21 protein-coding genes are annotated in these 23,772 nt (G+C 50.4%); 15 read left to right on the forward strand and 6 right to left on the reverse strand.

The features are described 5' to 3' along the window. The first annotated feature begins 335 nt into the window (after positions 1 to 335). From C7W93_RS10145 to C7W93_RS10170, 6 genes are all read left to right on the forward strand, one after another. Entirely contained in the window at positions 336 to 2,999 is a 2,664-nt protein-coding gene (locus C7W93_RS10145; protein ID WP_146177542.1) for a carboxypeptidase-like regulatory domain-containing protein, read from the forward strand. Between the two features lie 336 nt (positions 3,000 to 3,335). Continuing rightward, complete coding sequence (locus C7W93_RS10150) at positions 3,336 to 4,493, forward strand: ABC transporter substrate-binding protein (RefSeq protein ID WP_108439896.1); 1,158 nt, start codon at positions 3,336 to 3,338, stop codon at positions 4,491 to 4,493. A gap of 173 nt (positions 4,494 to 4,666) precedes the next feature. After that, a complete protein-coding gene (locus C7W93_RS10155) occupies positions 4,667 to 5,548 on the forward strand; it encodes a branched-chain amino acid ABC transporter permease (RefSeq protein WP_108439897.1) in 882 nt (293 codons plus the stop codon). A gap of 4 nt (positions 5,549 to 5,552) precedes the next feature. Further along, entirely contained in the window at positions 5,553 to 6,440 is an 888-nt protein-coding gene (locus tag C7W93_RS10160; RefSeq protein ID WP_108439898.1) for a branched-chain amino acid ABC transporter permease, read from the forward strand. After that, positions 6,440 to 7,198, forward strand: coding sequence for an ABC transporter ATP-binding protein (locus C7W93_RS10165; protein WP_108439899.1), 759 nt, complete (start codon positions 6,440 to 6,442; stop codon positions 7,196 to 7,198). Before C7W93_RS10160 ends, C7W93_RS10165 begins: the two co-directional genes overlap by 1 nt. Further along, positions 7,198 to 7,920: an ABC transporter ATP-binding protein gene (locus C7W93_RS10170; protein ID WP_108439900.1), complete on the forward strand. Its 723-nt coding sequence runs from the start codon at positions 7,198 to 7,200 to the stop codon at positions 7,918 to 7,920. The genes C7W93_RS10165 and C7W93_RS10170 overlap by 1 nt, the downstream gene beginning before the upstream one ends. A 214-nt stretch (positions 7,921 to 8,134) precedes the next feature. Here C7W93_RS10170 and pmbA read toward each other — a convergent pair whose 3' ends face one another. Continuing rightward, a complete protein-coding gene (pmbA, locus tag C7W93_RS10175) occupies positions 8,135 to 9,499 on the reverse strand; it encodes a metalloprotease PmbA (RefSeq protein WP_108439901.1) in 1,365 nt (454 codons plus the stop codon). A gap of 535 nt (positions 9,500 to 10,034) precedes the next feature. Here pmbA and yjgA point away from each other — a divergent pair. From yjgA to C7W93_RS10195, 3 genes are read left to right on the forward strand one after another with little or no spacing between them, the layout of a single operon-like run. After that, the gene (gene yjgA / locus C7W93_RS10185; protein ID WP_108439903.1) at positions 10,035 to 10,634 is read left to right on the forward strand and encodes a ribosome biogenesis factor YjgA; all 600 of its coding nucleotides are present in this window, start codon (positions 10,035 to 10,037) and stop codon (positions 10,632 to 10,634) included. Further along, positions 10,615 to 11,271 carry a molybdopterin adenylyltransferase gene (mog, locus tag C7W93_RS10190; protein ID WP_108439904.1) on the forward strand — a complete coding sequence of 219 codons (657 nt, stop codon included), beginning with the start codon at positions 10,615 to 10,617 and terminating at the stop codon, positions 11,269 to 11,271. The genes yjgA and mog overlap by 20 nt, the downstream gene beginning before the upstream one ends. A 25-nt stretch (positions 11,272 to 11,296) precedes the next feature. After that, the gene (locus tag C7W93_RS10195; protein WP_108439905.1) at positions 11,297 to 11,968 is read left to right on the forward strand and encodes an alpha/beta hydrolase; all 672 of its coding nucleotides are present in this window, start codon (positions 11,297 to 11,299) and stop codon (positions 11,966 to 11,968) included. Between the two features lie 124 nt (positions 11,969 to 12,092). On the opposite strand, the gene C7W93_RS10200 is transcribed toward C7W93_RS10195, so the two are convergent. Then, positions 12,093 to 12,305, reverse strand: coding sequence for a heavy-metal-associated domain-containing protein (locus C7W93_RS10200; protein ID WP_108439906.1), 213 nt, complete (start codon positions 12,303 to 12,305; stop codon positions 12,093 to 12,095). A 159-nt stretch (positions 12,306 to 12,464) separates the two neighbouring features. Between C7W93_RS10200 and C7W93_RS10205 the strand changes: the two genes are divergently transcribed. The 5 genes from C7W93_RS10205 (at position 12,465) to C7W93_RS10225 (ending at position 17,114) form a co-directional block, all read left to right on the forward strand. Then, entirely contained in the window at positions 12,465 to 14,957 is a 2,493-nt protein-coding gene (locus tag C7W93_RS10205) for a heavy metal translocating P-type ATPase (RefSeq protein ID WP_108439907.1), read from the forward strand. Positions 14,958 to 14,961: 4 nt separating this feature from the next. Further along, positions 14,962 to 15,351, forward strand: coding sequence for a Cu(I)-responsive transcriptional regulator (gene cueR, locus C7W93_RS10210; RefSeq protein WP_108440589.1), 390 nt, complete (start codon positions 14,962 to 14,964; stop codon positions 15,349 to 15,351). Positions 15,352 to 15,407: 56 nt separating this feature from the next. Further along, a complete protein-coding gene (locus tag C7W93_RS10215) occupies positions 15,408 to 15,908 on the forward strand; it encodes a plastocyanin/azurin family copper-binding protein (RefSeq protein ID WP_225869798.1) in 501 nt (166 codons plus the stop codon). 47 nt (positions 15,909 to 15,955) lie between these two features. Then, on the forward strand, positions 15,956 to 16,411 hold the full coding sequence (locus C7W93_RS10220; RefSeq protein WP_108439909.1) for a DUF411 domain-containing protein: 456 nt from the start codon (positions 15,956 to 15,958) through the stop codon (positions 16,409 to 16,411). Positions 16,412 to 16,742: 331 nt separating this feature from the next. Continuing rightward, the gene (locus C7W93_RS10225) at positions 16,743 to 17,114 is read left to right on the forward strand and encodes a copper-binding protein (protein WP_225869799.1); all 372 of its coding nucleotides are present in this window, start codon (positions 16,743 to 16,745) and stop codon (positions 17,112 to 17,114) included. Between the two features lie 135 nt (positions 17,115 to 17,249). On the opposite strand, the gene purU is transcribed toward C7W93_RS10225, so the two are convergent. Both purU and C7W93_RS10235 read right to left on the reverse strand, forming a co-directional pair. Further along, positions 17,250 to 18,119 (reverse strand): formyltetrahydrofolate deformylase, encoded by an 870-nt coding sequence (gene purU / locus C7W93_RS10230; protein ID WP_108440591.1) that lies wholly within the window; start codon positions 18,117 to 18,119, stop codon positions 17,250 to 17,252. A 229-nt stretch (positions 18,120 to 18,348) separates the two neighbouring features. Beyond that, positions 18,349 to 18,903, reverse strand: a complete 555-nt coding sequence (locus C7W93_RS10235; RefSeq protein ID WP_108439910.1) for a polymer-forming cytoskeletal protein — start codon at positions 18,901 to 18,903, stop codon at positions 18,349 to 18,351. Between the two features lie 534 nt (positions 18,904 to 19,437). Here C7W93_RS10235 and C7W93_RS10240 point away from each other — a divergent pair. Then, the gene (locus C7W93_RS10240) at positions 19,438 to 20,412 is read left to right on the forward strand and encodes a thymidylate synthase (RefSeq protein WP_108439911.1); all 975 of its coding nucleotides are present in this window, start codon (positions 19,438 to 19,440) and stop codon (positions 20,410 to 20,412) included. A 106-nt stretch (positions 20,413 to 20,518) separates the two neighbouring features. Here the strand turns inward: C7W93_RS10240 and C7W93_RS10245 are convergent, their stop codons facing one another. After that, positions 20,519 to 21,973 (reverse strand): efflux transporter outer membrane subunit, encoded by a 1,455-nt coding sequence (locus tag C7W93_RS10245; protein WP_108440592.1) that lies wholly within the window; start codon positions 21,971 to 21,973, stop codon positions 20,519 to 20,521. A gap of 11 nt (positions 21,974 to 21,984) precedes the next feature. Then, positions 21,985 to 23,412 (reverse strand): efflux RND transporter periplasmic adaptor subunit, encoded by a 1,428-nt coding sequence (locus C7W93_RS10250; protein ID WP_225869800.1) that lies wholly within the window; start codon positions 23,410 to 23,412, stop codon positions 21,985 to 21,987. Between the last annotated feature and the right edge of the window lie 360 nt (positions 23,413 to 23,772).

A 23,772-nucleotide genomic window follows, 5' to 3' on the forward strand; every position in this document is an offset into this window, starting at 1 on the left:
TGCAGGTAAGCGCATGCCATTTGCATTTTTGTGTCTGCCAACAATCCTAATGAAAACCGCCACAGCGCTGGCGGTTTTTAAAACCAATCCCTCAAACCAATCCTTACCGCCCCTTCCCCCGCAAGCCTCTGCATTTTTCAAAACAAATCCATCCTCATAACATTTCGACGATGCGCGGTTGATTGCGCTCGACAATTTCTACGCTATGAATAAAGCCGTTGTTGACTTAAAAACCGTTGACGCACTCCTTATCATTTAAGGATTTCCCCAATTTTCTTTACACCGGATGATCCCTACAATTATTGCTCTATAGCTATAAATTTAAGGAATATCCATTGAAGCCGTCAAGAAATTTTCTGCACGCGCTGTTTTCTCTCTGCATGCTGACGATGGTCGTCACCTCGCCAGCACAAGCCACCCAAATCAGGGAAAGCACCATCACCACAGGAGAAATTAACACCATCACCCTGTTTGACATACCTGATGACATCGCCCGGCTTCTGGAGGTACACCAACTCTCTGGCCCACCGTTACAAACGACTATCAAGAATGGTGATGTCTACGTCTTGGCGCAAGAAGCGGATAACGGTCGCGAGGCCGAACTCTCTCTCAACGGCAATGGGCATCATTACACCCTGCCATTACGCATAGAAACCCGGCGTTATATCGGTCCGGCACGATTAACAGAAGTCCCCTCCAGCATGAAAGGCGAAGCACCTGTACCGCATGACGAACGCGCATTTTGGCTAGAAAACGGCTACACCGATGAAGAGCTGGATTCAGACGAACAGCAAGTGTTTTATCCTGAAGCGTATGCCACGTTAGAGGGCTTAAGTCCCGGGCATTTGTGGACCCCGGATGTCACTGAAATCAGCATCACGCTACATAATGCGCCAGTGTTATCAATGCGCAAAGAGGATACGAACATTCAAATCCTGAATGATCGGGTGTTCAATCAATTTTTCTTTGAGTATTTTGATTACGACCCAAAACGTAACCGCTTGACCACCAAACCAGAAAAATTCAAGGAGTTTTACGACCGTCTTCCAGGTGATCCATTAACGCTCACCTTAAATGGCGACGATGCTAAGGGTCAATTTGCCGGGCACTTTAATTTTATTTTTCAAAAAGCCAGCGCCCACGTCACCGGTCGTCTGCTAGACGAAGCAGGCTACACTCTCACCAACCTGTCCGACCGGCAAGTCAGCATTAGCGGCCTGGAAAGCGACATTCGCCAACTATCTACTGTGGACGTAAACGGAGAATTCATCTTTCCGCTATTGCCTGCCGATGAATACACGCTTTCTCTCGTCGATTTTAATCACCCGACCCAGCAAAAACCTGACTATTCGCTGATCATAGGAGAAGACTCAGGCGACATCCACGTTGATCTGGTTCTCCCTCAAGCACTCACCGGCCCCGTTACTTACAAAGGCAAACCCATAGAAAGTAGCACCAGAGGCAACACCGGTGGCATTCTCAAAGTGATCCAGGAAGAACGTGATGAACAAGAACGCAGAGCACGCAACGCATCCAGACAGGCCGCCCCGCAATGCACACGGGCAGCCGATGGCAGCACCATCATGGCCGTGGGCGGCAAACAAAACGTTCCGTCTATTTGCACTATCGCCTACCAGGTACCGCAAGGTGTGGCGTCAGTCCAGATAGATGTCACAGTACAAAGTGATGAAGCACTCTACTGGACCGGTAGACAAAGCCCATTCAATGATTATTGGGCGTATGAATTACATGGCTTGCCAGAAAACTGGTCCGCCAGTGGTAACGTCAACAATACGCATGTTGGCAGAACAGAAATAACCCGCAGTCAATGTATCAATATTAGCCCGCAAACCCGTGACGGCCCGTTGTCTATTACGGGAAAACTCACTACCACCAACATCGGCGGTGAAATCAGGCCGACCCGAGTCAGTGCGCGTTTTAAAAACGGTTGCGGCGATATACGCATCACCGAGATCACAGCAAAAACCGAAAATGCAAAAAAACACAAAATTTTTCATCCCAGAAAAATTGGCACAAATGAACTGACCAATCGGCGTGGCTCGTACATTAGTTTGCCACATGCGGGTACGGCAGCATCCCATGCTGCGTGGGGTTTTCCTGTTGACATAAAGTATGAACCTGAGGATGCCGTGATCGAGGCCGTCCATGCGCAAATCGTCCTCAACGACAATATATTCACGCTTCCCGGCAACCTGATCGATCAAGCCAGCACTACAACAGCTGGAGAAATAAATTTTGCAGATTTAAAACTCCCCACCGCCTCCTTACCTCCTGGTTGTAACCCCGTGCAAATTCAGTTCATGCTCAAAGGAAAAAATGGCGACAATGCCGGGGAATCCAACTTTATGGCAATGAAAGCCTCTGGTATTAAAAATTTCAAACCACTGTATTTAGCCGCCACCATCGCTCCCCACTTAACCAGACGACGCTATGGTATGCGCGACTTGGGTGGAGATGCCTGGGCCATGGCAGGCACTATCAATTGGCTACTCAGCAAACCGTTTTACTTCGATGACATTTCAGGGCTGCATATCCCGCAAAATGGAAAAAATAACTCAGCGCTCGGCCATACCGGCCACAGCGACGGGCAGCAGATAGATTTACGCTATGACGACGGGACAGGTAACTACACCGGCGCGTTAAATGGACAAGGCGATGGTGCAGCGATTAAGAAACTCGCGATTGCCGCCAAAAAAGAAGTCACTACCAATCTGGAAGCAAAGCTAAACCTGGAAAAACTCCGCAACTGGATTGCTAGAAATCGTGCCATGTTAACGACCGAAGCCAATGCTCCCCATGTGCGTGTCGTCTATATCGGTGTGACCTGGATGGATAATCTTATTAGCAAAGGTCAGTTTAGCGACAGCACGCCGATTCCCGGCGTACCTGCCTGGAAAAAACCAACGACACTAAGTAAAGCAAACCTGCACTACAGCCATTGGCACATGTCGCTGATAGCGGACGCATTTTGCCGTTAGTCATGCTGAAATAGCTATTTCAATTGATTTTGAAAAAACTGGCCAGCTAAGTTGGTGATTGCTGCTATCTGGCGTGGCCAGATAAAAGTTCGGCCACTCCCTGAAAGGTCTGGTTGTCATGTGTAAAACGCAAAAAATACGCTAATTCTTATTATCATTTGTATCTCTCCGCTACCTTTGAACCTTCGTCCCAGCATGGCCGCCCTCGGCCCACTGTTGTTCATAAACTTAAGGAAAAGTCCTTTATAATCCTCCCACCGTGGAAAAATCTTATTGCAACCATGGAACTTATACGTAAAAAAGTTTAAAAATTAGCATCATAAGGGAGAACTCAGAATGAAATTTTCATCCACGCTGACAACAATGACGGCACTGGTACTAGCCGCGACATTAGCGCAATCTGCATTAGCCGCAGACGTCAAACTTGGCTTGGCTGCCGCTCTTACCGGTCCAGCCGCCAAATATGGCGTCGCCATCAAAAACGGTTTTACGCTAGCAACTGAAGAAGTCAACGCCAAGGGAGGTGTTAACGGTAACAAGCTAGTGCTGATGGTTGAAGACGAGCAAGGCAAAAAAGAAGACGCGATTAACGTCTTCAAAAAACTAATTTTCCAAGATAAAGCGTTGCTGGTATTCGGCCCAACGTTGTCGAATTCTGCTTTTGCCGCTGATCCGATTGCCAATGCAGCGAAAGTTGTGGCTTTTGGTACGAGTAATACTGCTGACGGTATCACTGCAATGGGCCCTTTCACTTTCCGTAACTCGGTCATGGAAGCGGACGTTTTACCAGTCACGACACGCGCTGCGGTGAAGCATTTCGGCATCAAGAAAGTCGCCATTATTTATGGTAACGACGATGCGTTCACCAAAAGCGGTTACGACGTTTTCAAAGCTACGCTTGCTAAACAGAACATCCCTGTAACGACCACTGAAGCGTATGCCAAAGGCGACGTGGATTTCAAGGCGCAGCTGACCAAAATTAAAGCGTCCAATCCGGATGCTATCGTCTGCTCTTGCCTCACAGAAGAAGCCGCGAATATCATTCTGCAAACCCGTACACTGGGCATGAAGCAACCGTTCATCGGCGGCAATGGTTTGAATTCGCCAAAGCTGTTTGAGATTGCTAAAAATGCCGGTGACGACACCATCATGGGCAGCCCTTGGTCGGCGGAAAATCTGACGCCTGCCAACAAAGCTTTCATTGCCGCATACAAAGCTAAGTTTGGTAGCGATCCAGATCAGTTTGCCGCGCAAGCTTACGACGCGTTGTACATCGTCGCAGCCGCACTTAAAACGGTCAAATTGACTGGCGCGTTACCGGCTGACCGCGTCGCTTTGCGCGATGCATTGCCAGCAGTCAAAATTGAAGGTGCAACCGGCGATTTCACTTTCCGCAAAGCACCGGAAGCTGGCGGCAAGCCAGTCGGCTATGATGCGCAACAAGAAGCGATTGTGAACATTGCTAAAGGCGGCAAATTCGTTCTGCTGAAGTAAATTAGTCCGCTGCACATTCGATGCAATTTTGCGTGAACGTGCGGCAAAACAAGGAAGCGTTAAACTCCAAAGGCACACCGATAAATCATCGGCGTGCCTTTCGCTTTAGCTTTAGCTTCGGCTTACCTTTTGATTCTCATTTTGCAGTCGGTTCCACATAAAGAGTTTTCCCTATGCTCGAACAACAACTTATTAACGCCCTCACGCTAGGCAGTGTGTACGCCCTGTTTGCGTTAGGTTTCACGCTGGTATTCGGCGTATTGGGCGTGATCAATTTATCGCACGGTGCGATTTTCATGCTCGGCAGCTATGTCGCGTTAATGCTGGTCGAACAGTTAGCGCTGCCGCTTTGGCTGGCGATGCTGGTGGCAATGCTGGCCTCGGGCGCGATCGGTCTGGCGGTCGACTATCTGGTCCTGCGACCTCTGCGCAAGCGCAACGCGCCGCATCTGGCCCCCATGATTGCCACCATTGGCGTAGCAATTATTTTGACCAATCTGGCGCAAGGTTTATTTGGCGCAGAAAACAAACGTTTTCCACAAGGGATCATTCCCGAAAATAGTTTTACCTTCGGTAGCATCCATATCACCGCGGTCCAGATCGGCATCGTCGTGATTTCATTTGTATTGATGCTGGTATTGCTGGCGGTCATGCGCCGTACGCAATTAGGACGCGCATTACGCGCAATTGCTGAATCGCCAAAAGCCGCATATCTGCTTGGCATTAATGTTGAAGGTTTGTTTTATCTGACCTCATTTGCCGCCGCAGCCCTGGGCGGCGCAGCGGGCGTGCTGGTCGGCCTGTCATTCAACGCGATTACGCCGTTTATGGGACAACCGATGCTGCACAAAGGTATCGCCGTCATTATTTTAGGCGGCATGGGCGATATTCGTGGCGCCATGATCGCCGGTCTGTTTTTAGGGTTCGCCGAGGTATTGACGGTGGCCTATATTTCGAGTGATTTCCGCGATGCGGTTGGATTCGGTTTGCTATTTTTGATATTGCTAGTCAAGCCGTCAGGCATGTTCGGCAAAGTGCTGGAAAGAAAGGCGTAATCAGATGGGATTCATGGAGTGGTGGGATGGATTTTGGGCAACCTATAACACCGTCGTTTTCAGTATCGGCGTCAACGCCATGCTGGCCCTATCGATTTACGTCACGCTGTCGTGCGGCTTGCTGTCGCTGGCGAATGCCGCGTTCATGGGAATCGGCGCTTATGCCGCAGCCCTGATTAGTATGAATACCGGCTTACCGTTTCCGGTGGCGCTGGCAGTTGGCGGTGCATTACCAGCGCTGGTTGCGCTGATTATCGGGATTCCAACGCTGCGCTTGTCGGGCGTTTATCTGGCGATGGCCACACTGGGCTTTGGCGAGGTGGTCCGTGTCGTCGTGCTGAATATGGACATTACCGGCGGCCCGATGGGACTCAATGGTATTCCGCCAATTACAGAATGGTGGCATATCGTACTGCTGCTGGCGATCACGCTATATGTTTTAGCGCGCATCAGACGCTCTAAAATCGGCCGTGCCTTTGAGGCTATCAAAGAAGATGAAATCGCCGCACGCCTGATGGGTGTGAATGTCGCCGGTTATAAATTGCTGGCGTTCGTCATCGGCGCAACCATCGCTGGCGTAGCGGGTGCATTAAACGCGCATTACACCTTTACGATCGGACCGGGAAATTACGCTTTCGAAAATGCCGTAGACATCCTCACCATGGCGGTTTTCGGCGGCACCAGCAATCTGATTGGACCAACTATCGGGGCGACTTTGTTGACATTATTGCCCGAAGTGCTGCGTCACTTTAAGGACTTCCGGTTAGCGGCTAACGGGATCATTCTGGTGCTGGTGATTCTCTATTTGCCTAAGGGCATTTGGGACCCAAGACGGATACGCCAATTATTCGGGAAAAAGAAACAATCTCAGCAGACAGGAAAGGTGGGCTGATGTTAAAACTTACCAATCTCAGCAAAAACTTTGGCGGCCTGCAAGTATTGCAAGACGTGAATCTAAACGTCCCACAGGGTGGGATTTTCGGCCTGATCGGCCCTAACGGCGCTGGCAAAACGACGGTATTTAATCTCATTACCGGCTTGCTGCGCGCCTCTGGCGGCAGCATCGCCTTCAATGATCAGGATATCGGCAAAGTCGCACCGCATAAAATTACCGAGCGTGGAATCGCCCGTACTTTCCAGAACATCCGGGTATTCAAGGAAATGACGCTGTTGGAAAACGTCGTGGTCGGTATGCACGATCATATGAACTACAGCCTCGCCGGACTGCTGCTGAACCTGCCCAGCTATCGTAATATAGAAGCAAAAGCACGCGAACGCGCACTGGAATTACTCTCATGGGTCCGCCTGGATCACAAAGCCCAATTTCTGGCAGATAGCTTGTCCTACGGCGAACAACGCAAGTTGGAATTTGCCCGCGCACTTGCCACCAAACCAAAATTATTATTGCTCGATGAGCCAGTGGCCGGGATGAATCCTTCCGAGAAAACTGAATTGATGCGTGAAATTTTGAACATCAAGGAACGCGGCTTCAGTATTTTCATGATCGAGCACGATATGCGTTTTGTAATGGGCCTGTGCGACCGCATCGCGGTACTGAACTTCGGCCGCATCATCGCCGAAGGCACGCCGGATCAAATCAAAAATAATCAGGAAGTGATCGAAGCGTATCTAGGCAAGGAAGAAGCGTAATGAAGCCCAGCAATCCCATCTTAAGCGTGCAAGATCTGGCAGTGTCGTACGGACATATCGAAGCCGTCAAAGGCATCACCCTGAGCCTCAACGAAGGCGAAATTACCGCCTTGGTCGGTGCCAATGGCGCTGGCAAAAGTACCGCACTGCTAGCCATCTCCGGCTTGCTAAAACCGACTCGCGGTAAAGTATTGCTGGACGACCGCGACCTGACCAAATTATCGCCGCACAAAATCGTCCAGAGCGGCGTAGTTCAGGTAGCTGAAGGCCGCGCTATTTTGACCACCCTGACCATCGCAGAAAACCTGGCGTTAGGCGCGTACACCCGCAACGATAAAACACAAGTCGCCAAGGATCTGGAATGGGTCTATTCGCTCTTTCCAGTATTAGGGCAGCGCAAAGAAGGTTTGGCAGGAAACCTCTCCGGCGGCGAGCAACAAATGCTAGCCATCGGCCGCGCATTAATGGCAAAACCACGCGTCCTGCTGCTGGACGAACCCTCGATGGGCCTCGCCCCATTGATGATTCAAGAAATTTTTCGCATAGTCCAGGAAATCAACCGCACTGGCTTAACGATCTTGCTAGTTGAACAGAACGTACGGCAGGCATTGCGGATTGCGCAACGTGGATATGTGCTGGAAACGGGAAAAATTGTACTGGCTGATACTGGGGTTAATTTGCTGCACAATCCAAAGGTATTGGAAGCTTATTTAGGCGGTTGATCAACCAAAAAAGTAGATACTTTGTATCTACAATTAACTCTTAACAATCCAAAAATAGTTTCTGCAATGTAGATACATTTAGATGATGCGCTTGCGCGTCTTCAGGCGATTTTAGACTAAGAAAGATTAAATGCCGTTAGCGTCGAAAATGGACGTTCCATTCTCGACGCTAACGGCATTTTAGTTTCTACAAACCAACAGACTAATTAATTAGTTAATTCCCCGCCACAGTCATACTCTCAATCAAAATCGACCCGGTCTGCGCAGTCCCTCGCGTCAACGTGTCCGCGCCAATTGCCACAATCTGCGCCAACATATCTTTCATATTCCCGGCAATCGTAATTTCTTCCACCGGATACTGAATCACGCCCTTCTCTACCCAATATCCCGAAGCGCCGCGCGAATAATCGCCAGTGACGTAATTGACGCCTTGCCCCATCAATTCAGTGACTAATAGCCCTGTATCCAGCTTTTTCAACATCGCATTAAAGTCATCGGTCGCTTGCGTCAACGAAGAAACAATCTTTAAATTATGCGCACCACCTGCATTGCCGGTAGTCGTCATTCCTAACTTGCGGGCAGAATAAGTCGACAAGAAATATCCCTGCACAACGCCATCCTTCACGACATCGCGCCGCTGTGTTTTGACGCCTTCATCATCAAATGGCGCTGAGCCAACCGCACCAACTACATGCGGATCTTCGACAATCTGAATGTGCGGCGCAAATACAGATTTACCTAACGTATCTAGCAAGAAAGTCGACTTGCGATACAGCGCTCCGCCCGACACGGCCTGCACAAAAGCACCCAGCAAACCTGTCGCCAAAGGCGCTTCAAACAACACCGGGCATTTACGCGTATCCAGCTGGCGTGCGTTTAAACGCGCCAATGCGCGCTCGGCAGCGTAACGACCAATGGCTTCCGGCTTCGCTAATTTCGCAGCATCGCGTACCGATGAATACCAGCTGTCGCGCTGCATTTTTCCGCCTTTACCAGCGATAGGCGACACCGATAACGTATGACGCGAGAACGGATAACCACCCATAAAACCACGCGAATTGGCGCTGACAAAATGCGATTGCTGCACATAGACGCCAGCACCCTCGCTGTTAGTAATGCGCTTGTCGACCGCAAACGCTGCCGCTTCACAACGCTTCGCCAGCGCTACTGCTTCCTCGGCTGAGATCAACCATGGCGTACATAATTGCAGATCTAGCGGATTCATTTCCAGCATGTCTTCATCCGGCAATCCGGCGCAATCATCTTCCGCCGTAAAACGCGCAATGTTATATGCCGCATCGACCGTATCTTTCAGCGACTGCGCCGAGAAATCAGAGGTGCTGGCGTTGCCGCGTCGCGTATGCCGTTCCTCGCCCAAGTACACGGTAACGCCCATGCCCTTGTCTTTATTTTGTTCGATAGTTTCGATGCTGCCTTTGCGTACACCGACAGACAAGCCGCTGCCTTCGCTGATATCGACCGCGGCGTTAGAAGCGCCTTTTTCGCGGGCATAACGCAAAACATCCTGCGCAAGTTGTTGTAATTGGTCCTGAGTATGGATAAATACGGATGCGCTCATGTGCGATTTTCTTTAGTGAACGGTGGTGGTTGGAGAACGCCGATGCAGCTAGCAGGCATACCGCCGGGGGGCAGTTTTGCGCAAGGCCTAAGTTTAACTCACTCTTTCCGATAACTAATCTACAGCGTGAAAAAGTCGATTCAAAAGACGATGCGGACCGTCTTATTTGCTGGCATTTTCAGTCACTTCTATCCATCGTCGATAAAACGGCGATTGAAATCGACATAACCATTTATACTTTTGTTATCAATTTACAACATTTAGTCACTAATTTTCAATAACGACAGCAATGCACCGTTATCAAGAACGAAAAAGACAAGAACTAAATCTTGTCGATGTACCGGGATAAGCGATAAGCCCGGCAGCCTGGCGCTAGCCTGCAGGCTAAAATTCAAGGAAATTCCCGACAATTCAAAGGCTTAGCCGATGTTTGTGGTATGTATCTGCCCACAAAACAGGCGAATGAGCGACAACGCCTGAGGCTAAAACGGTTATCATAGCAATCGTTTAAAGAGAATGGTTTCACCCCTACATCATGCCAAATCCAAATCGCGGCTCTTGTGGCTTCCAGTCCACCGAGTTCGAACAAGAATACGACCGCCCGTCCAAGTCCCAGCTAAAGCGTGAAATGACTGCGCTGCAAAAGCTCGGAGAAGAATTGATCGCCGAATCGCGCGACCGCGTTAAGCGCGTGCCGATGCCAGAAGATGTGCGCGATGCCATCCTGGAATGTCAGCAAATCAAAGATCATGAAGGCCGCCGTCGCCAGACCCAATATGTCGGCAAAAAAATGCGCACGCTGGAACCGCACGAAATTGCCGATATTCAGAAAACTCTGGATAGCTGGAGAGGTTTGTCGAAAGCCGATACCGCGGCCATGCACGCGCTGGAACGTCATCGCGATCGCTTGCTGAAAGACGACAATGCGCTGACCAGCTTGCTGGCGCTGCATCCTGATCTGGATGTGCAACATACCCGCACATTGATTCGGAATGCACGCAAAGAACAAGCGGAAAACAAGCCACCAAAAGCTTATCGGGAGATTTTCCAACTGCTGAAGCAATTGCAAAAACCGAGCGCCGATGAAGGCGATCATGAAGATAGCGACGAAGACGATGAGCGTGACGACTTCTAATACCGCCACTCAGATTGATGCTGAGGTTGCAGCCGTTCCACGCCCATTAAAAATAGGGCTGGTATCAATCTCGGATCGGGCCAGCACTGGCGTGTATCAGGATCAGGGAATTCCGGCTTTGCAAGGCTGGTTTAGCGCTGCGCTGACCAGTCCGTGGGAAATCGAAACCCGCCTGATAGCAGACGAGCAAAGCATTATCGAACAAACCCTGATTGCGTTGGTAGATCAACATCATTGCGATCTGGTGCTTACCACAGGCGGAACTGGCCCGGCGCGGCGCGATGTAACGCCCGAAGCGACGATGGCTGTGGCAACCAAGGAAATGCCAGGTTTTGGTGAACAAATGCGGCAAATCAGCCTGCAATTTGTCCCCACCGCGATTCTGTCGCGCCAGGTCGCCGTCATCCGCGAAACCGACAATCACGCTGCGCTCATTCTGAACCTGCCGGGACAACCGAAATCGATCAAAGAAACGCTGGAAGGGCTAAAAGACGCCGATGGTGCGCAAATAGTCTCCGGCATTTTCGCAGCCGTCCCCTACTGTATCGATCTGATCGGCGGTCCGTATATCGAGACCGACGCCGCTGTTTGTAAGGTATTTCGACCAAAATCGGCCATTCGTCCGCCTGTCGCCTGATTACTCCAACTTCACTTTCCGCACTATGACCACTGCCCTGTTACCTACGCAAGAAATTACAACTTCGGCCACACCTGCTGCCAGCGTCATTTGGATGCATGGTCTGGGCGCAGACGGCTCAGATTTTGTGCCGATCGTTAAAGAACTCGACCTGAGTGGCTGCCCCGGCATTCGCTTCGTGTTCCCAGATGCACCGACTATCCCGGTGACCATTAATAATGGCCATGTGATGCCAGCCTGGTACGATATTTTTACGCCTGATCTGGTGAAACGCGAGGACGAAGCCGGTCTGCGCAAGTCACAAGCGCAAATCGATCTGTTAATTGCGCAAGAAATTGCGCGTGGCGTTCCCGCCAATAAAATCGTCATCGCCGGATTCTCGCAAGGTTGCGCCATGGCGCTGCAAACCGGTTTGCGTTATCCGGAAAAACTAGCCGGCTTGATGTGTTTGTCGGGTTATTTACCGCTGAGCGAAAAGACAGAAGCTGAACGTTCCAGCGCCAATCAAAACACGCCGATTTTTATGGCGCACGGCAGCGCGGACCCGGTAGTGGTACTGAGTCGGGCACAGCACTCGCGTGAAGTATTGAAACAGCTTGGTTACGACGTTGAATGGCATGAATATCGGATGCAGCATTCAGTCTGCGCAGAAGAAGTCGCGGATATCGGTAATTGGCTGCGCAAGGTCTTGTCTTAAGATTTATTGCCGTCAACTTAGTTGTAGGCTTTATTACCGTAAGTTTTATTGTTGTAAGTCTTATCCAAAAACAAAATCGCACGCTGTCACCAGCGTGCGATTTTTCGTTAGTCTTTCTACTTTTCTAGGCTAGAACAGGGCTATAACCGGCATCCAGCATCGCCGCAACCAGCTTTTCAACTCCCATCCCACTCTGAATCGAGACCTTTCTGTCGGGAACGCTAGTCTCTACTTTGGCCTGCGGATCAAGTGCATTGATCGCCTCGGTGATACGTCCGACGCAATGACCACAGGTCATATCTTGCACATTAAATTTGCGTACATTCAATTCAGTCATCTTTAGCCTTTCTAGTGTGAACCCTTGCACTATGCCCCATCCCACCATGGGAAGGTCAAGTCCTGCTCAATAAAAATTTGCTGAGAAATTTATCTTGACCTTACCATGATAGGAAGGTGCATTATCTAGTCATTCCCAGTGTTTCAGCGGACTTTCACTATGAGCAGCACCATTAGCATTACGAGTCTCAGCGAATTCCAACTGCCGATTGAGGGCATGAGTTGCGCTTCGTGTGTGACCCATGTGGAAAAAGCATTGGCTAAGGTCGCTGGCGTCAAACACGTCAGCGTCAATCTGGCGACAGAATTAGCGACTATTTCATCCGATCAAACGACCGCCGTCGCCACCTTAGTGGCGGCGGTAGAAAAAGCTGGCTATCAGGTTAAGCATCGGGAAATCACGCTAGTCATCACTGGGATGAGTTGCGCCTCGTGCAGCGGCAGAGTGGAAAAAGCGCTTCTGAAAGTTGCTGGCGTACAGGCCGTTTCGGTCAATCTGGCGACCGAATTGGCAACAATCGAGACCGTCGGCGCGATTCCAGCCGAACAACTCATAGCAGCCGTTGTTGCAGCCGGTTATGCGGCGACATTGCCAGCCGCCCAAGCGTCGAACGCCAACGCAACGCCTAGCCCACGGTGGCCTAGTTGGTGGCCAGTCGCTGTGGCTGCGTTACTCACCATCCCGTTAGTCTTGCCGATGCTGCTAATGGTGTTTGGCAGCGAATGGCAGTTGTCCGGCTGGTGGCAATTGGCGCTTGCAACGCCTGTGCAATTCTGGCTGGGCGGACGCTTCTATCGCGCTGGCTGGCGTGCATTGAAAGCCAGAACCGGCAATATGGATTTGCTGGTGGCACTGGGGACTAGCGCGGCCTTCGGCTTATCGCTATATCAATTATTTGTACCCAATGCCCATGCTATGGGTCACTTTTATTTTGAGGCCTCGGCAGCGGTCATCACCTTGGTGCTGCTCGGAAAATGGTTGGAAACACGGGCCAAACGCCAGACTGCAGACGCGATTAATGCATTAAACGCATTGCGTCCGGAACATGCGACCGTGCGACGCGACGGCATCGATCATCAAGTCGGGATCGACGCACTGCGGATGCATGACATCGTCGTCGTCAGCGCAGGTGAACGTATCGCGGTCGATGGCAAAGTGCTGGAAGGACGCAGCCACGTTGATGAGTCAATGTTGACCGGCGAAAGTCTGCCCGTAGCAAAACAGCAGGACGATCACGTCAGCGCAGGGGCCATCAATGGCGAAGGCCTGTTGTTGATCAACACGACTGCCACCGGCGCTGAAACCACGTTGGCGCGCATCATCCGGATGGTCGAACACGCACAGGCAGCAAAGGCACCCATCCAACGTTTGGTCGATAAAGTCAGCGCGGTCTTTGTGCCGGTTGTATTACTGATCGCTTTATTGACTTTGCTAGGCTGGGGTCTGGCGAACGGCAATTGGGAGCAGGCAATCCTGAACGCTGTCGCCGTGTTGGTCATCGCCTGCCCCTGCGCACTGGGATTGGCAACGCCCACCGCCATCATGGTCGGTACCGGCGTGGCAGCGCGCTATGGGATTCTGATAAAAGATGCGGAGGCGCTTGAAATGGCGCATCGCATTAACGTAATTGCGTTCGATAAAACCGGCACACTGACTATTGGCCAGCCAACGCTGGTCGCTTGTCAGGCTAGCGCTGATGATCCTAATGCTGAGGCCGATAAAAACAGCCTCACTGATGATGGATTGCTGGCGCTAGCCGCCGCCGTTCAACGCAATAGTGAGCATCCATTAGCAAGGGCAATCATCAATGCGATCACTGAGAAAAAATGCGAGTTTCCCTTTGCGACCGAAGTAAACACCGTGGCAGGTCGCGGGATACAAGCCAATGTCGCGCAACAAATTTGCTATCTCGGCAGCTCTCGCTGGATGCGCGAACTTGGCGCTGATCTGGGTCTTCTCGCGGCTCGGGCGCTTGCCCTGGAAGCCGATGGCCGCACCATTTCGTGGCTGGCAACTGCACCGCTTGAGGCGGCGGGTACGCCGGTTATCCGTGGCTTGCTGGCATTCGGGGATAGCGTAAAACCTTCCGCCAAGTTGGTAATTGAACGCTTGCAACAGCTATCTATCCGCGTCGCCATGTTAAGCGGCGACAATTGGGGCAGCGCGAATGCCATTGGCAAACAATTGAACATCGCTGAAATACATGCCGAAATTCTGCCCGCAGACAAAGCCAAAACAATCAACGATCTGCAAAAAGATGGCGCTACGGTGGCGATGGTCGGCGATGGGATCAACGACGCACCCGCGCTGGCCGCAGCCGATGTCGGGATCGCCATGTCCACCGGCACTGATGTCGCGATGCATACAGCCGGAATCACGCTGATGCGCGGCGATCCGGCCCTGGTGGCAGATGCGATCACTATTTCACGTCGGACGTATCATAAAATCCGACAAAATCTGTTCTGGGCATTTGTCTATAATGTGGTCGGTATTCCGCTGGCAGCACTCGGATTTTTAAACCCTGTGCTGGCGGGTGCGGCGATGGCATTTAGCAGCGTCAGCGTCGTCAGCAATGCCCTGCTGTTACGCCGCTGGAAACCTGAACAAACACCGCCCCTCAACGCATCAGAAAGGCCACCACATGCACACTGAGCGCATCAATATCGGGAGCGCTGCGCAAGCGTCAGGCGTCTCCGCCAAAATGATCCGGCATTACGAAGAAATCGGCCTGATTCCACCAGCCAGCCGCACCGATGCAGGCTATCGCACTTACAGCGAACGCGATGTGCATTTGCTGCGCTTTATTCGACAAAGCCGGGTGTTGGGATTTTCAATGAAACAAATCACCGCACTCATCGGTCTATGGCTGGACCAATCCCGTCCAAGTAGCAAAGTTAAGCTACTGGCGCAGGAGCATTTACGTGAACTCGATGAGAGGATCAATGAATTGCAGGCCATGAAGATAACGCTTGAACGGCTAGCGAATAGTTGCCATGGCGATGCACGACCTGAATGTCCAATTCTGGATGGCTTGGCGCAACATTGAGCGCATCCGTTCACACTCTAAAATTTTGTAGCCCTTATTAAATCATCAGGAATCTCATGAAAACTGCACGCTTTATATTGCCCGCATTACTACTCAGCGCGCTGACGATGACCGGCCTCGTGCATGCAGATGGCGCCCATCAGCACGCGGACGCCACAGCAACAGCAGGCGCACCGGGCAAGGCTAGCGCGATCACTCGCACTATCAATATTGCGATGGGCGACGACATGCGTTTTAGCCCTGCGAACGTCACCGTCAAGCAAGGCGAGACGATCAAATTCATCGTTGCCAACAATGGCAAACTGAAACATGAAATGGTGATTGGCAGCGCAGCAGAGTTGGCGAAGCATGCTGAGGCTATGCGGCAAATGCCGGGAATGCAACATCAAGATGCTAATCAAGTCACGGTCGAACCCGGCAAAAGTGCCGAATTGCTGTGGCGTTTTAGCAAAGCGATGACCGTTGATTTTGCCTGTCTTGAGCCGGGACATTTTGAAGCTGGAATGAAAGGAAGCGTCAGCGTGGTGAAGTCAAATAAAGCCGCTACTGGCAAATAAGTAGTGCATTGCGCACCAATTCATTCATTTCAATCAAGGAAAATCCAATGCATCGTCGCCATGCCCTCTCATCCCTTGCAATGTTATTGCTAACCGTCGGTATCAGCGCCCCGGTATTTGCCGCAAAACCTGTCATTGACGTATTCAAAGATGCAAATTGCGGCTGCTGTACTGGCTGGATCAAACATCTGCAGGACAACGGTTTCTCCGTCAACGCCACCAATGTCGCCGATACATCAACCTATCGTAAAAAATTCCAGATACCAGATGCATTGGGATCGTGCCACACCGCAACTGTGGGCGGCTATTCCATCGAAGGCCATGTTCCTGCGCAAGATATCCAGCGGTTATTAAAAGAACGTCCTCAGGCGATTGGATTAGCGGTGCCGGGAATGCCTGCCGGTTCGCCGGGGATGGAAGGGCCGCGCAAAATGGCCTATGACGTCATTCTGGTAAAAACTGATGGCAAGCAGACGGTCTATCATCACTATGCAGGTAGTTGATTCAATAGAAATACGCTGTGTGCATTTATTAATAACGCGCCATTAAGTATAGGGTTTTAATAAGTGGGCATTAATAAGTAGTAGTTGTCATTGATTTAAAACTCTTCCCTCGCAGAAATAATTGTGAATAGTTTAATGTTGTCGATATTACGTAACGAGCTGTAAAAACGGTATATTTTTTCTCGTGAGTAACCGAATATCGATAACTTAACAATATTTATAGCGTTACCGAAAATCACGAAAGTCGCAACATATAAATTTATACAACAGATGGCAATGGATGCTTGCATCGGACAACACCGGCATTGCCCTCTCATAGAAAGGAACTTTAATGATGAGCCACCTATATCTATTAAGCAATTTAATGGTGATTGTAACGACGTTACTCATAGGCGTGCCATTAAGCAGCATGGCCAGCACCAAAGTAGATACATCGGATAGCAAAACAGAATTCACTGAACCAAATGACAACTATGAATTACCTTTAGTTGATGGCGAGATCGTTAAAGTCGATCCATTAGTAAATGCCATTACCATTAAACATAATCAAATCCCCAATTTTGGTATGCCTGCGATGACGATGGCATTTAATGTCAGTGATACCGAAATGCTTCATCAGTTTAAGGCTGGCGATGCTGTTAAATTTTCAATCAGCAAATGCAATGGCGCACTGACCATTATGAGTTTGGAAATGAATTCGTAAAGAATTGTTATGCTCTAATAGAAAAAAACAGGAACACAATGTGTTCCTATTTTTTTATCTGTCGTCTCCCGAGAATCTGATCGGGAATCAATCATCGTATCGCAGCGCCGGAATAAACCACGCCTTCTGCGCCGCTTATTTGAAAACCACTGTTTTATGACCGTTAAGCAAAATGCGATGTTCTACAAACCATTTCACCGCACGCGCTAATACAACCGACTCAACATCACGACCGATTGCGGTCAAAGAGTCTGGCCCCATCGCATGATCGACGCGCGCCACATCCTGCTCAATAATCGGACCTTCATCCAAATCCCCGGTCACAAAATGCGCCGTCGCACCGATTAACTTCACCCCGCGATCATGCGCCTGATAGTAAGGCTTGGCACCTTTAAAACTAGGCAGAAATGAGTGGTGAATATTAATCGCCCGTCCCTTTAGCGCCGTGCACAACGTTGGCGACAAAATCTGCATATAACGCGCCAGCACGACCAAATCGATGTTATTTGCTTCGATGATCTCCAGAATACGTGCTTCTTGCGCCAGCTTGGCGTCGGCCGATGCGCCATTCACCAACGGCAAATGATGAAAAGGAATGTTGTAGCTGGCCGCTAACTGATAGAAATCGGTGTGATTCGACACAATCGCCGGAATATCGACCGCCAACAAACCACTCTTATAGCGGAACAACAAATCATTAAGGCAATGACCGATCTTGGAAACCATCAACAACATGCGCGGTTTCTTGGCTGCGTCATTCAGTTGCCAGGTCATTTGCATCGTGCCTGCTAGCGCGGTAAATGCAGCGCGCAACACGTCATCGGGAAAAGTGGGATTTTCGGCAGCAAAGTGTACCCGCATAAAAAACAGGTTTGACTGCGCATCGCCAAACTGCGCCGAGTCAATAATATTGCAGCCATATTCGGCTAGAAAACCCGATACGCGATGGACAATACCGCGTTGATCGAGGCATGACAAAGTAAGAATATATTCTGGATGACTCATGATTTTTTTGTTGGGATGGGCATCGGTCCGCACCAAACCGACATTGGCTTTAGGCGAAAACAGCCATTGTCGCATGCCTTCAGCAGACAAACAAAACCCGGCCATACTTTAAGGTATGGCCGGGTTTTATAAGATGTAAAGCATTGCTGGTGATGTGCAGGATCAATCCGAGATATGCTGGATGGCAACTAGAAATAAATCGAAAGTTACCAGCACTTCAACCCGCTATTTAAACGCTGGTAGATGCAGCGACCGCTACCGGTGGCGCGACTACTGCTGCAGGCTTACCGCCGACCTGGACTTCGCCGACCAATTGACCGCCTTCTTCGACCACCAGTTTGCCATAACGAATCTTGCCAGTTACGACGCCTGTTGCGTGAATGATCAGGGTTTCGCGTACAGTCAAATTACCTTCGAAATTACCATGAATTTCAGCTTTGTCGATTTCTGCAGAGCCTTTAAAAGTACCCTTTTCGGCAATATGAATAACCCGTGAATTCATCGTCGCTTCAACACGGCCTTCGACAACTAACGTGTCGCAATCGGTAATTTCAACGCCTTTGAGCTTTATATTTGGACCGACTATCAATTTGCTGCCGCCTTCGGTAGTGCTGGATATGTTTGCATTTTGGGAAGAAAGACCTGAATTGCCAGATGAGATATTTTGACTGCCTGGTTTAGGAAAGCTGGAAGGGCTATTCGACGACAAACTGTTGCTTGCGGAAAGAGGTGAATTCGGTGTTGGTGTTTCGCGCTTACCAAAAAGCGTTTCTGAACGAAGCATGGTATCTCCTGAAGATGGTACGCACTATACGCTTTACGCGTGTAATGGCGTACTGATAAAAAAATAATAAAACTCGATTGATCCAGTCACCGGAGGGAACAACAAACAGACGTTAACTATGCTTGATGCCGCGTAAGGTACTTCGTTTTCATCCGGCCAACTCATTATAAAAAGTCAACTTTTTGAATGTCGAAATAATTTGCCGGGTCAAAAGATGCTTGCTTGAGATAGGGAAAATTCCTAAAAAGTTCATGTTTTCAGGCATTCATTTGTAACAGTAGCTTAAGTATTCTCCGCTAATCTCAATTTAGCACGCGCTTACCGCTTGCGTATTCTCATTTTGCATTGAATACGCAATTTTTAATTATCGGTTGGCCAACATCCCCATCTCACATCGATAGTAGACGCGCATTTATCGCAACAATGACGAGTTTAACGAACTTAAATTTGCTTCAGTCGCTATACTGAGCGATCCCCATAAAATAGAGGCTGCACGGCACTTTTAGCCATGTAGTGAGCCGGAGCGAAACTACCATGAAGCAATATCTCGACCTCGTAAAGATGGTCCTTGACAACGGAAGCTGGCAAGAAAATCGGACCGGCATCAGAACCATTAGCATGCCCGGCGCAATGATGCGCTTTGACCTTCAGAAAGACGGCTTTCCTGCCGTGACTACTAAAAGACTGGCCTTTAAATCAGTCGTCGGCGAGCTGGTCGGTTTTTTGCGCGCATCCCGCAGTGCTGCTGATTTTCGGGCGTTGGGCTGCAAAGTATGGGATCAAAATGCCAATGAAAACGCTGCATGGCGTGCCAATCCGTATCGATTGGGCGAAGACGATTTAGGTCCGGTATATGGCGTCCAATGGCGCGCATGGCCGGCCTACAAGTTGCTTGAAACGCACCAGAGCGCGCAAATCAAAGATGCGCAGGAGCGCGGATTTAAACTGATATCGACCGTGGATGACGATGGCAAAGAGAAAGTGCTTCTCTACAAAGCCATCGACCAATTGCGCGAATGCCTGGATACCATCATGGAAAATCCGGGGAGTCGGCGGATATTATTTCATGGTTGGAATTGCGCCGAACTGGACGCAATTGCGCTTCCGGCATGCCATCTTTTGTACCAGTTTCTGCCGAATGCATCGACCAAAGAAATCTCGCTTTGTCTGTACATCAGAAGCAACGATGTCGGTTTAGGCACGCCGTTCAATCTGGCCGAGGGTGCTGCACTGCTGCATCTAGTGGCGCGTCTGACTGGTTATACGCCACGCTGGTTTACGTATTTTATTGGCGACGCGCATATTTATGAGAACCATCTCAGCATGCTGGAAGAGCAAGTAAAACGCGCGCCCTATCCTGCCCCGCAATTGCGTTTGTCGGATCGCATTCCCGACTATGCAAAAACCGGCGTGTACGCACCGGAATGGCTGGAGAAAATCGAACCGAGTGATTTCTCATTAGAAGATTACCAACATCACGCGCCACTAACTGCGCCGATGGCGGTATAACAGGATTGATCGATTTTGCGCGGTAAGCGCAGGCAAAAAAAAGCGTCGACGTATTTCACGTCGACGCTTTTTTTATCAAACCCAGGCCAGCAGCTCAAGCTAACATTTAACCACCCTTAGCAGTCTTCCGGCTAGCATCATCCTGCCAGCCGCCGCCAAGCGCTTTATATAACGATACCGTGGCCTGCAAACGCTTCAATTTCAGCTTACCCAATTCGTTCTGCACGTCCGATAACGCACGCTGCGTATCCAGCACCGTCATCAAATCTTCAGCGCCGACCTTATAACGTATTTCGGACAAATTAAACGCAAAACGCGCCTGTTCCATCTCCGTCGTTTTCAATACCCGCTGCTCATCCAGACTGCGAATCTGGCCCAACACGGTATCGACTTCAGACAACGCTGCAATCACAGTCGAGCGGTAGACCTGCACTAACTCTTGCTTTTGTGCGATGGCGTAATCACGCTGACTTTTTAACAGACCAGCGTCAAAAATCGGTGCAACAAGCGATGCGCCGACGTTCGCGAGTAAATTCGGGCCATTAAATAAAGACAGCAAAGCACTACTTTGCGCGCCAGTCGAACCGGTCAATCGGATACTCGGAAACAAGGCCGCACGTGCTACCGCAACATTCGCATTGGCAGCAGCGAGTTGCGCCTCAGCGCGTCGAATATCAGGTCGCCGTGACAACAACTCAGACGGTAAGCCCGGCGTCACATCCGGCAAGCTGATCGTATCCAACCCGTGGTTGCCGACCTTAAAGTTTTGGGATGATCGTCCCAGCAAAATGGCCAATGCGGACTGCGCTTCCCGCTCTTGCTGCATTAAATCCGGGAGCGACGCTTTCTGCCCGGCGACGGCCGAACGTTGACGCGCCAGATCCAGCGGCGATGCGGCACCGGCACTGCTTTGCGCCTCAACCAACGCCAGCACGCGCTCTGCATTTGCCACGTTTTCACGGGCGATGTTAAGACGATCATGCAGCGACAGCACTTGTAAATAGGTCGACACGATGCCGCTGGTCACTGTCAATGCAACGGTTTGACGATCGTAAATATTCGCTTTTAACGAAGCTTCCGCGGCAGCCAGACTAGCCTTATTCTTACCCCAAAAATCAATCTCATAGCTCACCTGCAACAAGCCGCTGGCAGAGGTATTCGCTGTGCCGTTACGACCCAATGGCACATCGCGATTGCCGCCTGTAGAAAAATCGGCAGTCGGTAACAGCGGCGCGCCAGCAATCCTTGCCTGCGCCTCAGCCTGTCGCACCCGAGACAATGCCGCCGCGATTTCAAGATTGCTCTTCTGACCTTCGTCTACCAACCCGGTCAATTCGCTACTACCAAAACGCTGCCACCAATCGTTATCAGGCCATTCCTGATTACCTGCTTTGCCGCTTAAGGTCCAGCCAGCAGGCATGTCCACTACTGGCGGTGGTTCCGATATAGGGATTTTGTGCGCACACCCGGCTAAGGCCAGACAAATCAGGCCGAGGGCTAGTGAAGAGGAGGATGAACGCGATAACAATTTCGGGGAGGAAAAAACAGATAAACGGCGCATGTAACGTCCCATTAGCGCGTTACCGATGCTGCGTTAGCGCTGCCCGCTGCGCCACCGGAAGGAGCGGCACTTTTAGCAGGCGGCAGCAAGGTTGAAAATGCTGCCGCTGCCGGGGTGACGACCGGCGCTGGCTTGGCGGCTGGCGTACTGGCAACGGTTTCTGCGGCGGCCGCCACTGGAGTTGGTGGCTTGAGTAATACCGCTGGCACAGATCCCACCAGTAATTGCTCGCCCACTTTCAGGCCAGATAAAACTTGTACTTGTTTGTCATCGCGTATGCCAATTTTCAGCTTACGTTGACTGAGTTGCTGCTGCGCATCCAGCACATTGACGCTGTATAAACCGTCCGCGTCAGGTCTGCCCAATAGCTTTATCGGCAACAATACCGCGTCTTGTGCCTGCGCCACAATAAACTGCACTTGCGTGCTCATGCCGCTCATCAACTCTTGTTCTGCATTGTCGACTTCGAACAAAACGTTATAAAAAGTCTGCTTGCCTTGCTCGCCAGTACCATCCGCTGGCACCGGAATAACCTGACGCAATTTTCCAGACCATTGTTTGCCGGGATAACCGGGCGTGGTGAAATTGGCGACCATGCCGCGCCGCAATCGGGTCACGTCAATTTCGGCGACACGCGCTTGCACAGTCATTTTTGACAAATCGGCAATGCGCATCAACGACAAGGCCGGTTGCGTGGTCCCTACCATTTGACCGGGACGCGCATTCAGCGCCACCACAGTGCCCGAAATTGGCGCTAATACTTGCGTGTGCTGACGACTTTCATCGTCCAATTTCAAGGTTGCTTCAACCTGCCGAATTTGTGCATTAATCGCGTCCACCCGCGCACTGGCAGAAGACATACTCATACGGCTGGATTCAAAGGATTCTTCGCGGGTGGCGTTTTGCGCTTTTAGTTGCGTTTGCCGTTTGAATTGCAACTCTGCAAAATCCATTTGCGCGCGCTGGTCTGCCAGTTCCGCCTGCAAGCGCGCCATTTGCGCCCGATTGGTTTCCACCTTCGCGGGCTGCAACGTTGGTTCAATTTCAACCACCATTTTTCCAGCCTTGACAGTATCGCCAACGCTCACCAAAACATCCTTGATTTGCCCAATTACCTGCGCGTTCGCATCCGCATATTTATACAGTTGCAATTTTCCGGCAGCATCAACGGTCTGTTGGATATCGCCGCGCTGAACGGTCACGGTATCGAATTTAATTGGCGCAGGCGGCCCAACCATTTCCGGCGATCCGCTCGCTGGCGATTTCGGTTGCTGCAATACTTGCGCAAGAACAACACCTGCGCTGAGGACGATCAGCAGCAATACAGCGGCAGCTGCGCCGGTACGCCGAAATGTGCGGGACGCAGCTTTCGGCACGGGGGGGGGCGATTTAATCTGATCTACGGTCATCGGGATAGCACGTCGAAAATAAACAAACATAAGCAAACATAAACAGCGTGTTCGGATCGCTTCAAGCACTTGATGCGGACAGCAGCACTAAGCGATCAATTGAGTGGGACAAATCTCTGGCTAAACTATATTTTTGCAAACCTTGGTACTTAATCAAGTATCAGGCAATTATTTAAGCAACAACCCGCCGCCATTTAAAAACATAGGCTGTATTTTAGACGGAATAACAGAATTACTCTGCAGTGCAGCAGAATAGATTGGTAACAGTTGTTACCAAGCCCACAATTAAATGCTAGCCATGAAATTATGGGCTGTGGATATCTGAATGTGCAGTCCTGATCATCGCCAATGTAATTGACACACCAACAACCGACCACGCATCTTCATCGA

This window comes from Glaciimonas sp. PCH181 (assembly GCF_003056055.1).
Lineage (GTDB): Bacteria > Pseudomonadota > Gammaproteobacteria > Burkholderiales > Burkholderiaceae_D > Glaciimonas.

What these genes read in the sequence shown, in the direction of transcription:
- C7W93_RS10150 (WP_108439896.1), top strand. Translation starts at nt 3,336, where the DNA reads ATGAAATTTTCATCCACGCTGACAACAATGACGGCACTGGTACTAGCC.
- C7W93_RS10155 (WP_108439897.1), top strand. Translation starts at nt 4,667, where the DNA reads ATGCTCGAACAACAACTTATTAACGCCCTCACGCTAGGCAGTGTGTAC.
- C7W93_RS10160 (WP_108439898.1), top strand. Translation starts at nt 5,553, where the DNA reads ATGGGATTCATGGAGTGGTGGGATGGATTTTGGGCAACCTATAACACC.
- C7W93_RS10165 (WP_108439899.1), top strand. Translation starts at nt 6,440, where the DNA reads ATGTTAAAACTTACCAATCTCAGCAAAAACTTTGGCGGCCTGCAAGTA.
- C7W93_RS10170 (WP_108439900.1), top strand. Translation starts at nt 7,198, where the DNA reads ATGAAGCCCAGCAATCCCATCTTAAGCGTGCAAGATCTGGCAGTGTCG.
- pmbA (WP_108439901.1), bottom strand. Translation starts at nt 9,499, where the DNA reads ATGAGCGCATCCGTATTTATCCATACTCAGGACCAATTACAACAACTT.
- yjgA (WP_108439903.1), top strand. Translation starts at nt 10,035, where the DNA reads ATGCCAAATCCAAATCGCGGCTCTTGTGGCTTCCAGTCCACCGAGTTC.
- mog (WP_108439904.1), top strand. Translation starts at nt 10,615, where the DNA reads ATGAGCGTGACGACTTCTAATACCGCCACTCAGATTGATGCTGAGGTT.
- C7W93_RS10195 (WP_108439905.1), top strand. Translation starts at nt 11,297, where the DNA reads ATGACCACTGCCCTGTTACCTACGCAAGAAATTACAACTTCGGCCACA.
- C7W93_RS10200 (WP_108439906.1), bottom strand. Translation starts at nt 12,305, where the DNA reads ATGACTGAATTGAATGTACGCAAATTTAATGTGCAAGATATGACCTGT.
- C7W93_RS10205 (WP_108439907.1), top strand. Translation starts at nt 12,465, where the DNA reads ATGAGCAGCACCATTAGCATTACGAGTCTCAGCGAATTCCAACTGCCG.
- C7W93_RS10215 (WP_225869798.1), top strand. Translation starts at nt 15,408, where the DNA reads ATGAAAACTGCACGCTTTATATTGCCCGCATTACTACTCAGCGCGCTG.
- C7W93_RS10220 (WP_108439909.1), top strand. Translation starts at nt 15,956, where the DNA reads ATGCATCGTCGCCATGCCCTCTCATCCCTTGCAATGTTATTGCTAACC.
- C7W93_RS10225 (WP_225869799.1), top strand. Translation starts at nt 16,743, where the DNA reads ATGATGAGCCACCTATATCTATTAAGCAATTTAATGGTGATTGTAACG.
- purU (WP_108440591.1), bottom strand. Translation starts at nt 18,119, where the DNA reads ATGAGTCATCCAGAATATATTCTTACTTTGTCATGCCTCGATCAACGC.
- C7W93_RS10235 (WP_108439910.1), bottom strand. Translation starts at nt 18,903, where the DNA reads ATGCTTCGTTCAGAAACGCTTTTTGGTAAGCGCGAAACACCAACACCG.
- C7W93_RS10240 (WP_108439911.1), top strand. Translation starts at nt 19,438, where the DNA reads ATGAAGCAATATCTCGACCTCGTAAAGATGGTCCTTGACAACGGAAGC.
- C7W93_RS10245 (WP_108440592.1), bottom strand. Translation starts at nt 21,973, where the DNA reads ATGCGCCGTTTATCTGTTTTTTCCTCCCCGAAATTGTTATCGCGTTCA.
- C7W93_RS10250 (WP_225869800.1), bottom strand. Translation starts at nt 23,412, where the DNA reads ATGTTTGTTTATTTTCGACGTGCTATCCCGATGACCGTAGATCAGATT.